This window comes from Marinobacter sediminum (assembly GCF_016820575.1).
GTDB classification, from domain to species: Bacteria; Pseudomonadota; Gammaproteobacteria; order Pseudomonadales; family Oleiphilaceae; genus Marinobacter; species Marinobacter sediminum.
This window is the reverse complement of the sequence record NZ_JAEMQH010000001.1, coordinates 1,447,709-1,461,678: the sequence shown is the minus strand read 5'-3', so window position 1 is coordinate 1,461,678 and position 13,970 is coordinate 1,447,709. Positions and strand designations below refer to the sequence as shown.

Below are 13,970 nucleotides of genomic sequence, written 5' to 3'. Positions count from 1 at the left end.
TATCATGCCGTCACGGGAGACTTGCGGGAAAATGCCCGAGACAGCAGCCATGGCAACACCAACAGCATAACGGCGGCAATCCACAAGCCAACAGAGATCGCTGAATTCCACAGAATGCCGACTTCCCCGCCGCTGATGGAAAGCGCCCGACGCAGATTATCTTCCATCAGCCCGCCCAGCACGTACCCCAGAATCACGGGCGCCAGTGAGAAGCCGAGCTTGCGCAGGGCGTAACCGAACACACCAATGATCAGCATCAGGTATATGGCCATCAGGTCGGAATGCAGCTGATAGACACCAACAAACGCCAGGATCGCAATTCCCGGCACCAGTACCCAGCGTGGCATGGTGAGGGTCTTGGCAAACAGGCCCGCAAGCGGAAGGTTGAGCGCCAACAGCACCAGGTTGCCGATATAGAGTGAGGCAATCAGACCACCGGCCACTTCAGGGCGCTCGGTAAACAGCATGGGGCCCGGCGTGATGTTGTAGAGCATGAGCGCGCCAAGCAGAACCGCGGTGGTTCCTGAGCCTGGAATGCCGAGCGTCAGCATCGGCACAAAAGAGCCGGCCGCGGAGGCATTATTGCCCGCCTCGGGAGCGGCCAGGCCTCGCATATCGCCGGTACCGAAGGTGTTGTGCTTATCGGACAGACGCTTCTCGGTGGTGTACGTGACGGCACCTGCTACAGAGGCCCCTGTGCCGGGCAACACACCCACGATGAAACCAATCACACCGCTGCGCAGCATCGCCCACTTGCAGTAAAGCAACTCTTTGGCGCTGACCATCACACGGCCCAGTGGCGGCATTTCCTGGTTCGCATTCTTGCCATGGGCATGCTCCAGCATCAGCAGGATCTCGCTGATGGCGAACAGGCCGATGATCATAACCACAAAGTCGATGCCGTCGTACAGCTCAGCCATGCCGAAGGTGTACCGCATCACCCCGGTACCGGAGTCGACGCCAACCATGGCAATCAGCACACCGAGCACGGCTCCAATACCGGTTTTGATCGGGTCGTTACCCATCATTACCGACATGGATGCAAAGGCAAAAACCATGAGTGCGAAGAACTCGGCCGGGCCAAACATTACGGCCACTTCCGCCAGCAGCGGTGCGAACAACGTCAGACCGATGATGGCAATGGTTGCGCCCACGAACGAGCTGACCGCAGAGAGACCCAGCGCTGGACCAGCCAGCCCCTTCTTGGCCAGCGGATGGCCATCAAGGGTAGTCATCACCGCTCCGGCGTCGCCCGGCACATTTAGCAGGATGCTGGACATACGTCCGCCATATTCTGCCCCAGTATAAACACCCGCCAGCAGGATCAGCGCGGACTCCGCAGGCAATCCGAGGGTGTAGGCCAGTGGCATCAGAATGGCAATTCCATTAATAGGGCCGATACCTGGCAGCGCGCCAAACAACGTACCAAGCAGCGCCCCAAGAAAAGCCAGCCCCAGGTTCATGGGGCTGAGGGCAACGTCAAAACCTTGAATCAGAAAATCGAACATACCAGGCACCTCAGTTAAAGTCGGGCAGCCAGTGGCCGCCTGGCAAAGCAATACCCAGCCCGAGGGTAAAAAGGTAATAGCTCCCCAGGGTCATCAACGCTCCAGCGATCGCGGCTTTTTTCCAGGAGGCCTCGAACAGGCGGGCCAGGGATAGCACGGTCAGGAAGGTCATGACGACATAGCCCAGGCGGGTAAACAGCAAGGCATAAACCAGGAGCACTCCCAGAACGGCCAACAGTTTCAGGGTTACTCGCTTGTCGGGCCAGTCACCGTTCTCGCCGGGCCGGAATACCAGCACCAGCGACAAGGTCGCCAGAATGGCCGATAGCAGGATGGGAAATGCTTTCGGTCCAACGGGCTCGTAGATGAAATTCACCTGAAACTGCGAGGCATTAAAGGCGGCGAATGCCGCCAAACCGATCAAGGCAAGCCCCAGAATGCGGTCGGCGGCAATTCTCATTGTGTCAGCCCAACTTCTTTAGCGAGTTCCTTGAATTGGACAACCATTTCTTTCACGTAAGTGTCGAAGTTGTCGCCATAGCGCTCCATGGGAAACAGGCCACGCGCGTCACGCATCTCGGCAAACTTCTCAGTGCCTGCCAGTTCTTCCAGTCTCGCCACCCAGGCGTTGTAAGCCTCATCACTCACGTTCGGCCCCATGTAGTAGCCACGCCAGATTGGCCATTGCACGTCATAGCCCTGCTCTGCCGCGGTGGGGATGTCGGCGTAGGGGCCACCCACACGTTCTTCGGCCAATGCTGCCAGCACGCGTACCTTGCCGGAATCCAGGTGTGGGCGAAGTTCAGAGAGGTCACCGGTGAACACATGGATGTGCTCGCCCAGAAGCGCCGCCAGAGATTCACCGCCACCTTCGAAGGCCACATAGCGCAAATCCCGGGGTGAAACTCCGGCCGACTTGGCGGTAAGCGCTGCCTTCATCCAGTCCTGACTGCCAACGGTACCGCCGGCACCAAAGACGATCTTGCCAGGCTGTGTCTTCAGATCCTGGGCCAGCTCTTTCAGGTTCTGCCAAGGGGCATCAGCTTTCACCACGATGGCGCCATAATCCACACCCAGGGCACCCAACCAGCGCACTTCGTCCGCGTCGTACTGGCCAAACTTGCCCAGTGCCAGGTTAACTGCAGCGCCGGTACTCGCGGCAACGATCAGGTTGGGGTCGTCTTTACGCACGCCGTTGACGTGGTTATAAGCGACAGCTCCGATACCGCCAGGCATGTAACTGACCATCATGGGCTGGTCGATCAACCCTGTTTCCTGCAGCGCATTGGCGGCAAGACGGCACGTGAGGTCATAACCACCGCCTGGTTTGGCAGGTGCGATACATTCGGTGGGCTTGGCGAAGGCCTGAACGGATCCGGTCATCAAGGCAGCGCCCATAACAGCGGCTGCAGACCGGCGAAGGAATGCGGTGTTGAATTTCATGTCGAACTCCTGTTGTATTTGTTTTTGGCAGAGCGCTGTAACGTGCCACTGCCGCGCATCGTATCGATGGCCAGACCTATCCTATGGACACAACCTGTCATTAACCTGTCAGCCATTTGTAATCGCTGTCCGCCACTTTCAAGAAGCCCGCCCATGCGCCTGCTGATCGTTGAAGATGACCCGTTAATTGCCGACTCTCTGCATCAGGGACTGGCACCACTGGGCAACACTGTGGAGGTATTCACCAGTCTGAAGGAGGCGCGCGCTGCACTGGCACATAGCCAGTTCGACCTGGTGGTGCTGGATCTGGGTCTGCCGGATGGCAGTGGGCTTTCGTTACTGGCGGAAATTCGCGAGCGGCGCGATACCACACCGATCATGATCCTGACCGCCCGCGACGGCGTGGCAGAGCGGGTTAAAGGGCTGGACCTAGGTGCCGACGATTACCTGACCAAACCCTTCTCCTTGCCGGAACTCCAGGCCCGCGTGCGAGCCTTGCTACGCCGGAGCCAGCAGCGCACAGACAACCATCTCAGCTTTGGCCCCCTATGTTTTGATCCCGCCTCCGGCCACGCCACTTTGTTCGGTGAGCATCTGGATTTACCGCCCCGGGAACTGGGATTGATTGAGGGTTTGCTCCTTTACGCAGGGCGCATTGCCCCGCGTGAGCAGTTGATTAACCGCCTGTTCGGCTTTGGCGAGGCCGGCCCAAATGCCCTTGAAGTCTATGTCAGCCGACTGCGCAAACGTTTGCAGGGCAGCGGCGTGCGCATCCGCACTCTGCGTGGCCTGGGATATCGTCTGGAGGATGATCCGGAGTGATCGTTGTTAAGGGCACGCTGAAACAGCGACTAGGTGCCTGGCTGCTCGCAGCGTTTAGCGTTCTTGGCACGTTTTTGCTGATTGAGGCATATACCAGCGCAGAGCGGGCAGCAGATCGTGCTTATGACAGCCTGCTGCAGGCGGCCAGCCTGACCATTGGCGAAGCGGTCCAGTGGCAGGGTGGCCAGCCAGTGGTGGAGATACCCGCCGCGGCCTTTCAGATGCTCGCAACCGAGCAACAAGAACGAGTGTTTTATACGGTTGTGAACAGCGACGGCCAGTCGGTGACGGGCAACCTGGATACCGCGGTTTTGGAAACACTTCATCACCGGGCGTCACGTCAGTCCGAGCCGGTTTGGAGCTCCCTTCAGTATGCCGGCGCACCCATCAGGGTTTACGGCCGCCAATTGAAATCCGCTGGTTGGGAATCCGTGGAACCCTTGCAGATCTGGGTCGGCCACACCCTTTCCGGCCGGGAATCCCTGACCCACGATCTGTTCACCAAAGCTCTGATCCGGTTTGTTGTCATGGTTATGCTGACCGGACTGCTGATGCTGGTGGCTATTCGAACGGCATTGGGTCCGGTCCGGCGCCTACGACAGCTCATCCGCCAGCGCAAAGCTGATGACGTCACCCCCCTGAACGCGGAAGTGCCAGCCGAGCTGTACGACATGGCGGAAACCCTGAACGCTCTTTTCGAACGTCAGAGGGAAGGCCGCAATGCGCTACTACGCTTCAGCGCCGATGCCAGCCACCAGCTAAAAACGCCCCTTGCGGGCTTGCAAAGCACCAGTGAACTAGCGCTGCAAAGCAATCAGCCAGAGGACTGGCGACAGGCGCTGCAGACCGTTCATGACAGCAGCGCACGCACCAGCCGCCTAGCGGGGCAGCTTCTCAGCCTGTCACGCCTGCGCCACGCCGAGGCCGGATCAAAGACGCAGATCGATCTGTCGGACCTGTTGCGCAAAACGATCACCGAGTGGGCCGATCGCGACATCGCAAAACATCACGATTTAGGCATGGCTGCCCTGCCCGACGCCCCAATTTATATTCAGGGCGAGCCCTGGTCTCTGCACGAATTGATCGGCAACCTGATCGACAACGCACTGCGTTATACCCCGGCTGGCAGCGAGATCACCCTGGGCCTGCCCAGGCAGAAAGACACGGTGGAACTGCGGATTCAGGACAACGGCCCTGGGGTAAACCCCGAGTTGCTGGACCGTCTGCACCAGCCTTTCGAGCGCGGCGGGCGCCAGGACACCGAGGGCTCCGGGCTAGGCCTGGCTATCGTCAACTCCATCGCGCAACGGCATCAGGCAACGTTTGAAATTCACAGCGAGCCGGGCCACGGGCTTTGCGTATGCATCATATTCCCAATCCTGGCCGAGGAAGCCTGACATGAAACGCTGGTTGTGGCCGTACTTTTCGGCGCCTTTGGTAACACTGCTTTTGACAGCGAGCCTGCTGCCATCCGCCGCATTGGCACAGAATAAAACCACGCTCGAAGTTGATGCCGCCTTGGATCTGCCCGTGGTGGCGCCACTGCTTGCAGCATTTGAACAGGCCCATCCGGAAATTGAGGTATCATTCCAGGACCGGTCCACCCTTGAGGTGGATGAACGGGCCCGAACCGCCTCACCAGCCCCCGATGTGATCATCAGCTCGGCCATGCCCTGGCAGATGGCCCGGGTAAATGACGGCCTCGCCCAATCACTGGACAGCAGCGCCGCCCGCGAGTGGCCAAGCTGGGCGAAATGGCGCAACGAAGTGTTTGGATTTACCTTCGAACCCATCGTGACCGTGTACCGGCTCGATCTGGCGCGCCACATGCTGCCACCCCAGACCCATGCCGACCTCCACACCATCCTGAACACCCATAAGGATATGCTCCGTGGCCGGGTCACAACCTATTCCCCCTCCGGCAGCGGCATCGGCTACACCCTGTTCCAGCAGGATGCCCGCTATTCCCCTCGATTCTGGGATCTGGTTGCCGCCCTGGGCGCGGCCGACGTGCGCCTTGAAAATTCCACCCAGAAAATGCTCGAGGGGCTCACCGATGGGCGCTATTGGGTTGGTTACAACCTGCTGGGCTCCTACGCTATCCAGTGGGCCCGCAGCCATCCTGAGCTTATTGTGCAAATCCCTCAAGACTACTCATTGGTGATGATGCGCATGGCGTTTATCCATCGCGACGCGCCCAACCTCGAGGCCGCCCGTACATTCATGAATTTCTTGCTGAGCGCCGACGGCCAACAGATTCTCGCTGGCGAGACGCCGTTGTTCAGTGTGCTGCCGGATGTGGTCGGCCCCTACACCTCGCAGCGGCTGCGGGATCAAGTTGGCGAGCGCCTATACCCAATTCCCATTGATGCCTCACTGCTGGCATTCGTGGATCCCATGCGTCGCGATGTGTTCATGAACCGGTGGCGGCGGGAAATACAGATCCTGAATCCGTAGATGTTTTTGCCATTCGGAATCAATGGGGCTGGCCGGTCTCGGCACTCAACTGAAGCCGCACCTCCATCAGTGCCAACCGACGCAACAGCCGGATTCGCCTCAGCAGGGGCCACCAGTCGTATAGGAAAATCTCCATTGGCCGCCACATCGCAACCCAGCCACCGATCAATAGGCTTTCGCTAACCAGTAGTACCAGGCCTGTCTCTGGGGCCTGGTTCTCCAGCAGTCGGCTTACGCCGAGGCAAACCGCTAGAAAGACCAGACCAATCACCAGACTCAACCGCCCTTCCCGCATCAGGCGGCGAAAACCCTGTCGCGCCCATTGCTCGCGCTCTGAGAAGTAGGCACGAATGGCCCGCACGACCCGTTCACGGGCCGCAGTCACGTCGTCACATTGGCTGACTTCAATGTCCAAACGAAAATCGCCCTCGGTCGGGTGTTCTTCCGCCCACTCCATGATGAAAGATTCGGCATTGGCGTCCAGATCCCGCCCCACGAAGGGAGATGGATCTAAGGAATTGAATAACTGGGCAATGGTATTGAGGCGAAGACGGATGACATTAACGCTGGCAGCAGCACTCACAGGCAGGCTACCTCAATGTTCATTGGCTGATGAGAGAAGGCTTTATTGCCCGACCACAGTCACTGGCCCTGTGGCGTGCCGGACCACTTTTTCACTGACACTGCCAAGCAGCAGGGTGCGTACCGCAGAAAAGCCCCGGCGCCCGAGCACCAGGTGAGCACCCGGGTGATTGTGCATGTACTCGATAATTTCGTGGGCAGGGTCGCCGTTCAACAAGATCTCTTCCCGGAGATCCACCTGGCCGCTCAGCACTTGCCTGGCCGCATCAAACACCTCCTGACCATGTTTTTCCCGCTCCGCATCGATCTTGCCAGGTTCGACGCCGGCCACCACCAGCACCGAGGATTTTGCATAGGGATAGACGGTTAGCAACTTCAGCGGTTGGCCGGTAGCTTCGGCCAGGTCAGAGGCCAGTTTGGCGGCACTCAGTGACTGCTCCGAACCATCACAGGCTACGACAATGCAGGGAGAGTCCTTGTCCATGGCGACACCTCTTAATCGTTACAATGCGTCACCTCATTATGCCCTCCGCCGGATCTGGGGGTTTGACCCAGATCAACGGGGACATGGGCTTTCAGCCCAGAGCTGTTGCGCTCCAAAGGCTTGCGGCGAACCAGACCAGAAGAGGCACTCTCACCCACTCGAGCCACTGAAAGCGGGTTCGGTTTTCCAGCAGATCTCCAGCAATGACCAGTCCACCGATCACCAACACCGTGCCCGTGGCTACCTGCCAGCCGGGTAGTTGCGGCGAGAGGAAGATAAACGCGGTGCAGACCACAAACGTCAGCATCATGGAGCAGCCCACGTAGAGCTTTTTGCCAGGGGTGGTTTGTGGATCGTACTTGGGCCGGTCGCTGCAACCGGTTTTCTGCATGCCCGGGTCAATGGCGTCCATGGCCAGGCAATCCGCCGGGCGCCAGCCGGTGGGCCGAAACCATAGCGATACCTTATCCTGCCAGCGCGCGGTGTTGATGGTGTCCCGGGCCAGCATCGACCAGTGCTGCAGGTTGGCGCGAACCGGGTTCAAGGTATCCAGCGGACGGGTTGTCCCGTAATGGCACGGCTCGTCCGCCAGCTCCGGCTGCCAGGTGCCAAACAGGCGGTCCCAGATCACCAGAGTGCCACCGTAATTGCGATCAATGTAAATCGGGTTCTTGGCGTGGTGCACGCGGTGGCTCGACGGCGTAGACATCACCCCTTCCATTAACGGAATGCGGTTAATGGATTGGGTGTGCAACCAGAACTGGTACATTTTGAGCACCACAAACTGAACCACGAAGACCACCGGCGGACAGCCCAGCACCGCCAGCGGCAGATAGAACACCCAGGAAAAAGCATACTGGAACGCGCTCTGGCGCAACGCCGTGGTGAAGTTGTATTCCTCCCCCTGGTGATGACCCACGTGCGCGCCCCACAGAATGTTGACCTGGTGGGCAATGCGGTGGAACCAGTAATAACAGAAGTCGACGCCCAGGAAGAACACCAGCCAGGTGATCGGATTCTCCACCTGAAAATCGATCAGCCGATGGTTCTGCCACAGCCAGATAAACACCGCGAAGGTATAGGCTTTCAGCAAGGCATCGGAAATGAGCAACAGCAGGCCCATGGACAGGCTGTTCACACTGTCGTTAAAGCGGTGCAAACTGCGACCCTGCAGCCGCAACACGCCGTACTCCACCAGCATCAGGATGAGGAATAGCGGAATGGCCAGGCCATTGATGTTGTAGTCGCTCATACTGTCGCCCCGACCACTGGGCACAAACTAAAATGATACATGTGCTTTTATCCTTGTTATTTCATTACGAGCCTAACAAAGAGCAACGCATGAAGCCTCGAATATGTTCCGTCCGGCACTGATCGAGGCCTAAAAAGATAGACTGCCAAGGAGCACCCATGACATCCCCACACCGCATCTACCTCGCAGGCCCAGAAGTCTTTTTTCCGGAACAGGAGCACCGGGCCATCGTGGCCGAGAAAAAGCGCCTACTGCGAGAGCATGGATTTGAGGGTGTCGACCCACTGGATACGGACCTGGAGTTCCCCGAGCACGAATCGAAGCAGGATCAAGGCCTGCGGATCTACCGGACAAACCGCCAGTTGATGGACCGCTGCGATGCCATCATCGCCAACCTGACGCCATTCCGGGGCATCAGTGCGGACCCAGGTACGGTTTTCGAAGTGGGCTACATGATTGGCCAGGGCAAACCCGCGTTCGGTTTTACCATGGACAGCCAGAGCTATCGCGAGCGCGCCGGTTCAGGCAAGCGGGACGAACTCGGCCACAGCATTGAAAACTTCGAGCTCAGCGACAACCTGATGATTGACTGCGGCATCACCGAATCCGGCGGGCGCCTCTTCATTGCAAAGGGTCCGGGGGATCACAGCCACTTTTCCAGTAAAGTCTTCAGTGACTGCGTGAGCGCGTTGGCGCGTTGCCTGAGCTCTCAGAAGAAATAGCTCAGGCAACGCTCCGTTAAATCAGCAAGTCAGACGTTATTCCAACACGCCTTCCAAAATTGGCAGCTGCACCGCGCCCTCAACATTTACAAACGGCACCAACGCATCCCGAGACCAGCTTGCGGGGAACTGTGGATGAAAGCCGTAAACCAGCAGCGCGAGCTCATCACCGGGCGCCAATGCCTCCGCCACGCCGACCAGCTCAATAACCGCCTGATCTTTGAGGCCACGCACCGGCTTGATCTGATCATCGATCAGCTGCCACCGACTCTCTCCTGCTGCGCGCATGCCCAGGCCGACAAACACGATCGGATCACACCCAGCGGTTTGTGGGTCTAGCCCCAGGCCACAGGTTGAGCGCCCCGCCAGATCAGACACCGTAAGCCTCGCGGTTGGAATGCCGCCCAAAGTCAGCCCGCCCGCACCCGCTTGCCCAAGAACCAATGCTGCCGGTGGTTGTGTAGCGGTTGCTGCAGCCTCATACCCGGAGGCGACCGGAGTTTCAGTGGCTACCTTCCGCTCAACCACGTTAGCGCCCTCGAGCACACCGCCATTGAGATCGGGGGCCGGAAACGCATCCATGGGCACGCTGATGGACTCACCATTGGCTAGAGACAGACAAACATTGGAGTCAGTGCCTTCGAAATAGTCAGCTAAAGGTTTGCCCTGCAAGTGATGCTCCAGCCAGTTCAGGGTAGCGTCGGAAATTGAGATATCGCCACAGGCAAACGGTCCCGCCGCCCCTTGGAAACCTGGCAGCTCCAACAGACCTGCGGTTGGGTCCACATACTCTCCGGGTTGAAGCTCATCCGGTGCTTCAACGGGCAGGATGTGACCGGTTTGGTGGGTAAGCAATCGGACGTCGCCGCCACTGGCTTTCAGGCACTCGAAGTTGCGCCAGGCATCGTTGAAGTTGAACAGCGTATCTTTCATGCCCTGGGTCAGCAGCACATCCACTTCGGCATAGGGCGCGGGCGGAACATCGTACGCCGGCGGATTCATCTGGTAGGTCAGCAAACCTGAATTTTCTGATACCAAAACCGGCTCTCCTGAACAGCGATATGCCGGGCTGTGGTAGTAGAAGAAATCGAGACCAGCCTCGGGGAAACGGTTCAGTGTCGCACCCTGGGCAAGAATCTCGCGGATAATCGGGTCCAGCCCGTCGTTACCATTGCCAGTTGAGCCGGCTTCACCGCCCGCCACCAGCACAAGATCCCATCCGGTTTTGATGACGTTACCGGGATTGAGGCTGTAACGCAGGTCGTACCAGGTAATATCCGGCACCAGGGCATCGAGCCGCTGACCGGGATCCTGGCCGTGCAGCAAAATCTGGTAGCCACCGCCATAACTGCCACCGATCGCGCCCGCCACAAGGTTGGGGTTTAGCGCATCCGGGAGATCCGGCTCCTCCTGGTACCGCAGATAGTCCAGATTGGCTTCCGCCCAATCGAGAATCTGAATCAGGTCTTGCCCCTCGAATTCCGGGTCCATCACCCGAACCGTTCCGGTGCTCTCGCCAAAGCCACGCTGATCGATTGAGATCACCGCAAAGCCTGCTTCGCGGTAGTTCTCAAAGCCTTCTGTCGTCCTCGATCCTCCAAAACCATGACCGTGCAGCACCAAAGGGTGGCCCTGTGTGCAATCAATCGCACCCATCGGCTCGAGTACTTGGAAGGCAATGGTTTCACCGCTGGCCGACGTCAGCGTGACTGGATAACTTCTGCCGCCTTCAACGGGGGTCTCTTCAGTGCAAGACACAGGCGGCGGGACTTCACACTGAGGAGGCGTCCCGTTCCCGGGGTTCTCACAGGCTTGTTCCGGGGGGCCGCCGGCTTGTGCAGGCGACTCATCTTCCGAGGACGACTCGCCACAGCCGACGACGGCCAAGGCAAAAAAGGCGGGGATAAGATGGCTGTAACGAATTTTAGAACGGTTGGTATCGGGCATTTTTGGTTGTCCTTGTTGTTCTCGTACGAATTAACAACGAACAACGCAGGGAGACCCGGTTATGTTCCGCTCGACTCCGACTTCGGCCCGAAATGACAGTATCTAATCAAACATCTCAAAGCGTGCCATGAGCACGCAAAGTTCAGGTGAACTAGGCTTACCGCCATCATCTGACAGCAAAAGACGAGGTCAAAACTCCATATGACCTACAAACCACCGCCAGCCAGACTCGGTTTCCTCTACCCCGGCCACGCCGCCGAGGATGACTACCCACGGATGGGCTCCATGATTGAGCCCCACGCCGAGGTTCATCTTGTTCACACAAAGTTCCTGAAAGATGCCCACACCGTGGAAGCGCTCAGTGAAATGGGCAGTGTCGGGAGACTAACCGCCGGGGCTGAGGCGCTTGCAGGCTCCGGAATTGAGTCGGTGCTATGGACCTCCACCAGTGCCAGTTTCGTGCTTGGCCTGGACGGCATTCGCCTGCAGATCGACACCCTGGAGAAACTCCTCGGTGTTCCAGCCTCCACCACGGCCATGGCGTTTGCCCGCGCGGTAAAAGCGATCGATGCCAAAACCGTGGCCATTGCAGCGACCTACCCCGAGGATGTGGCGCAGAGGTTCCGTCAGTTCCTGAATCATTTCGACATCGACGTCGTTCATCTGTCCAGCCGGGGCATTGTCACTGCCGCCGAGGTGGGCACCTTGGGCCGGGAAGATGTGATTGATTTCGCCATCGCCAACACACGCGAGAATGCAGATGCCTTACTCATTCCAGACACCGCGCTGCATTCCGCCGCCTGGCTGACGGAATTGGAGAAGGCCATTGGTAAACCGGTGCTGACCGCCAATCAGGTCAGCTTTTGGGAGGCCCTGCGCTTGTGCGGAAAACTGAAGCCCCAAACCGGGCTGGGCAAGCTATTTGAAGTGGTTGAGTAACGGGAGAAAAGCGATCAGAGGACCAGCGACAAACCGCCGGTGACGATCGCAAACAGAACCGACAGCCAGATCAGAGTCATCCAGGGGAACGGCGGCGCAGGCGGCTCCACCGCCAGCTGTTCTTCCAGATAGTTTCTCAGCAATCGGGTGTTGCGAGTATTGGCCTTGAAGATGGCATCAAAGGCGTCGCCTACCACGGGCAACAGGCCCCCGAGGAAATCGATGCCCATATTACGCAGCATCCGCAACTTCACGTCCTTGCTCGCGCCGGCCCGTTGCGCCTCGACCAGCACGTACCCAGACAATACCAAACCGGCCATGTCACCCACTACTGGCAACAAGCCGATGACGGCATCAGCGCCAATCTGGAACTTGGTAAAGGGAATGCCAATGCTGCTGTCGGTGAAGCGGCTGAACTTGTCCAATCGCTCAAGGATAGCCCGCTGCCTGGCTTCAGTTGGCTTCGTCATGGTGGTTCCTTTTAACATCAATCGGCCGATTGGTTATAGCTATAAGGTTCGCCCTCTTCGTCCTGAAGCTGGTAGTCGTATGCGGCTTGCAGGCCGGTCTCCTCTTCCGCAACCTCCCCGCACTCCTCTTCAATGTAGCCTGGATAAAGGGGCGACAGAAGTGCTACCAGAGTCCCAATGGCGCAGAAGATAGCGAACGCGTCACTATAGCCGAGATTATTTACCAACGCGCCAACAACGGGAGAGCCGGCAGCCTGGCCGAGGGAAACAGCCAAGAAAGGTAACACAGGTCCAACCGACAACCGCCCCGGCAACAGCCTGATCCCGGTCATCAGGTAAAGCCCCGTCAGGCTCATGTAAGCCACGCCAAATACCAACGCAGAGAAGGTCGCCAGCACCAGTTGGTCGGGACTGGCCGCCAGCAATGCCAGGCTTACCGCCAGCATCATCAACATCAGCGCTTGCGTAATTGGCGGGTTGTTACGGTCAGCGAGATCCGCCACCACAGCGCCGCCAAGTCCGGCGACACCCACCGCCAGCCAGAGCCACCCGGGCGCGCTCGAGGGTAACTCACCGAAGGTAACCACCAGATCCGGTGCAAAGATCCAATACGCGGAGGAGACAAAGCCCATAGCGAATGCAAACAGAGAGAGCCTGAACAGCCGCCGCCACTGCAGACGAGTGATCGGCGCCGGTGGCGCCGCATTAGCGGGTGTCACCCGAGACACTGAAGGAATCACATACCAGGCCGCAACGATCCCCAGAACGGCCAGAATGGCGAAGGCCATGTACGCGAAACGCCAGATACCGGCTAAAAAAAGGACAGCCGGTACGGCTACGGCAACACCAATACTGGTACCCGCATTCATCACCGAACTGACGCGGCCATGTACCGAGCGATCGACAAGCGCCTGCATAGCTGCGGTTAGCGCCGGCATCATCAAGCCGGTACAAATGCCACAAGCAAAAACACCAATCCCCAACGATACAGCGCCACTCGCCCGACTGATCAGAGCCAGCCCCACGGCACCGAAAGCGGCGGATAACACCACCGTATTGCGGGCACCGAGGCGAACAGCAGCCAGAGGGGCAACCAGAGTCGACAGCACGAAGCTGATCAACGGCAACGCACCGATGATACCGATCAAATCGGGTGACAGCGCCAGGTCAGCGCGGATTTGAGGTACAAACAGGCCAAAAGCAAAACGCGCCAGGCCATAACTGATCGCTATAAGTGCAGCGCCAAAGAGAGCAAATTTTGTGCTCGATATGGACATCAAAATGACCTCTCCGACAGCTCTGACATCGGGTTCGGTCAGCGTAACATGACAATGTCGGCACGCA

14 protein-coding genes are annotated in these 13,970 nt (G+C 58.5%); 5 read left to right on the top strand and 9 right to left on the bottom strand.

The genetic code is table 11. The features are described 5' to 3' along the window. Positions 1–2: 2 nt before the first annotated feature. The 3 genes from FGO67_RS06570 to FGO67_RS06560 are packed head-to-tail and all read right to left on the bottom strand — an operon-like array spanning position 3 to position 2,951. Positions 3–1,508: a tripartite tricarboxylate transporter permease gene (locus FGO67_RS06570; protein WP_203299858.1), complete on the bottom strand. Its 1,506-nt coding sequence runs from the start codon at positions 1,506–1,508 to the stop codon at positions 3–5. Positions 1,509–1,518: 10 nt separating this feature from the next. Then, positions 1,519–1,968, bottom strand: coding sequence for a tripartite tricarboxylate transporter TctB family protein (locus tag FGO67_RS06565; RefSeq protein ID WP_203299857.1), 450 nt, complete (start codon positions 1,966–1,968; stop codon positions 1,519–1,521). Next, complete coding sequence (locus FGO67_RS06560; RefSeq protein ID WP_203299856.1) at positions 1,965–2,951, bottom strand: Bug family tripartite tricarboxylate transporter substrate binding protein; 987 nt, start codon at positions 2,949–2,951, stop codon at positions 1,965–1,967. The genes FGO67_RS06565 and FGO67_RS06560 overlap by 4 nt, the downstream gene beginning before the upstream one ends. Before the next feature lie 153 nt (positions 2,952–3,104). Here FGO67_RS06560 and FGO67_RS06555 point away from each other — a divergent pair, with 153 nt between their 5' ends. From FGO67_RS06555 to FGO67_RS06545, 3 genes are read left to right on the top strand one after another with little or no spacing between them, the layout of a single operon-like run. Then, a complete protein-coding gene (locus FGO67_RS06555) occupies positions 3,105–3,773 on the top strand; it encodes a response regulator transcription factor (protein ID WP_203299855.1) in 669 nt (222 codons plus the stop codon). Further along, positions 3,770–5,170: a sensor histidine kinase N-terminal domain-containing protein gene (locus FGO67_RS06550; RefSeq protein WP_203299854.1), complete on the top strand. Its 1,401-nt coding sequence runs from the start codon at positions 3,770–3,772 to the stop codon at positions 5,168–5,170. The genes FGO67_RS06555 and FGO67_RS06550 overlap by 4 nt, the downstream gene beginning before the upstream one ends. A gap of 1 nt (position 5,171) precedes the next feature. After that, positions 5,172–6,230 carry an ABC transporter substrate-binding protein gene (locus FGO67_RS06545; RefSeq protein ID WP_203299853.1) on the top strand — a complete coding sequence of 353 codons (1,059 nt, stop codon included), beginning with the start codon at positions 5,172–5,174 and terminating at the stop codon, positions 6,228–6,230. Positions 6,231–6,249: 19 nt separating this feature from the next. Here the strand turns inward: FGO67_RS06545 and FGO67_RS06540 are convergent, their stop codons facing one another. The 3 genes from FGO67_RS06540 to FGO67_RS06530 form a co-directional block, all read right to left on the bottom strand. After that, complete coding sequence (locus FGO67_RS06540; protein WP_203299852.1) at positions 6,250–6,813, bottom strand: hypothetical protein; 564 nt, start codon at positions 6,811–6,813, stop codon at positions 6,250–6,252. A 42-nt stretch (positions 6,814–6,855) separates the two neighbouring features. Beyond that, positions 6,856–7,296 carry a universal stress protein gene (locus FGO67_RS06535; protein WP_203299851.1) on the bottom strand — a complete coding sequence of 147 codons (441 nt, stop codon included), beginning with the start codon at positions 7,294–7,296 and terminating at the stop codon, positions 6,856–6,858. Positions 7,297–7,387: 91 nt separating this feature from the next. Further along, positions 7,388–8,548 carry a sterol desaturase family protein gene (locus FGO67_RS06530; protein WP_203299850.1) on the bottom strand — a complete coding sequence of 387 codons (1,161 nt, stop codon included), beginning with the start codon at positions 8,546–8,548 and terminating at the stop codon, positions 7,388–7,390. 158 nt (positions 8,549–8,706) lie between these two features. Here FGO67_RS06530 and FGO67_RS06525 point away from each other — a divergent pair, with 158 nt between their 5' ends. Next, positions 8,707–9,270, top strand: a complete 564-nt coding sequence (locus tag FGO67_RS06525) for a nucleoside 2-deoxyribosyltransferase (RefSeq protein ID WP_203299849.1) — start codon at positions 8,707–8,709, stop codon at positions 9,268–9,270. A gap of 36 nt (positions 9,271–9,306) precedes the next feature. Here the strand turns inward: FGO67_RS06525 and FGO67_RS06520 are convergent, their stop codons facing one another. Next, a complete protein-coding gene (locus tag FGO67_RS06520; protein WP_203299848.1) occupies positions 9,307–11,217 on the bottom strand; it encodes an alpha/beta fold hydrolase in 1,911 nt (636 codons plus the stop codon). A gap of 201 nt (positions 11,218–11,418) precedes the next feature. Between FGO67_RS06520 and FGO67_RS06515 the strand changes: the two genes are divergently transcribed. After that, entirely contained in the window at positions 11,419–12,156 is a 738-nt protein-coding gene (locus FGO67_RS06515; protein WP_203299847.1) for a maleate cis-trans isomerase family protein, read from the top strand. A gap of 14 nt (positions 12,157–12,170) precedes the next feature. On the opposite strand, the gene FGO67_RS06510 is transcribed toward FGO67_RS06515, so the two are convergent. Then, on the bottom strand, positions 12,171–12,626 hold the full coding sequence (locus FGO67_RS06510) for a DUF4112 domain-containing protein (protein WP_203299846.1): 456 nt from the start codon (positions 12,624–12,626) through the stop codon (positions 12,171–12,173). A gap of 17 nt (positions 12,627–12,643) precedes the next feature. Next, positions 12,644–13,906: an MFS transporter gene (locus FGO67_RS06505; protein WP_203299845.1), complete on the bottom strand. Its 1,263-nt coding sequence runs from the start codon at positions 13,904–13,906 to the stop codon at positions 12,644–12,646. Positions 13,907–13,970 lie beyond the last annotated feature (64 nt).

Bases quoted from the DNA above. Each gene is read 5' to 3' on its own strand.
- FGO67_RS06545 (WP_203299853.1), top strand. From the start codon at position 5,172: ATGAAACGCTGGTTGTGGCCGTACTTTTCGGCGCCTTTGGTAACACTG.
- FGO67_RS06515 (WP_203299847.1), top strand. From the start codon at position 11,419: ATGACCTACAAACCACCGCCAGCCAGACTCGGTTTCCTCTACCCCGGC.
- FGO67_RS06530 (WP_203299850.1), bottom strand. From the start codon at position 8,548: ATGAGCGACTACAACATCAATGGCCTGGCCATTCCGCTATTCCTCATC.
- FGO67_RS06565 (WP_203299857.1), bottom strand. From the start codon at position 1,968: ATGAGAATTGCCGCCGACCGCATTCTGGGGCTTGCCTTGATCGGTTTG.
- FGO67_RS06510 (WP_203299846.1), bottom strand. From the start codon at position 12,626: ATGACGAAGCCAACTGAAGCCAGGCAGCGGGCTATCCTTGAGCGATTG.
- FGO67_RS06525 (WP_203299849.1), top strand. From the start codon at position 8,707: ATGACATCCCCACACCGCATCTACCTCGCAGGCCCAGAAGTCTTTTTT.
- FGO67_RS06535 (WP_203299851.1), bottom strand. From the start codon at position 7,296: ATGGACAAGGACTCTCCCTGCATTGTCGTAGCCTGTGATGGTTCGGAG.
- FGO67_RS06560 (WP_203299856.1), bottom strand. From the start codon at position 2,951: ATGAAATTCAACACCGCATTCCTTCGCCGGTCTGCAGCCGCTGTTATG.
- FGO67_RS06555 (WP_203299855.1), top strand. From the start codon at position 3,105: ATGCGCCTGCTGATCGTTGAAGATGACCCGTTAATTGCCGACTCTCTG.
- FGO67_RS06570 (WP_203299858.1), bottom strand. From the start codon at position 1,508: ATGTTCGATTTTCTGATTCAAGGTTTTGACGTTGCCCTCAGCCCCATG.
- FGO67_RS06520 (WP_203299848.1), bottom strand. From the start codon at position 11,217: ATGCCCGATACCAACCGTTCTAAAATTCGTTACAGCCATCTTATCCCC.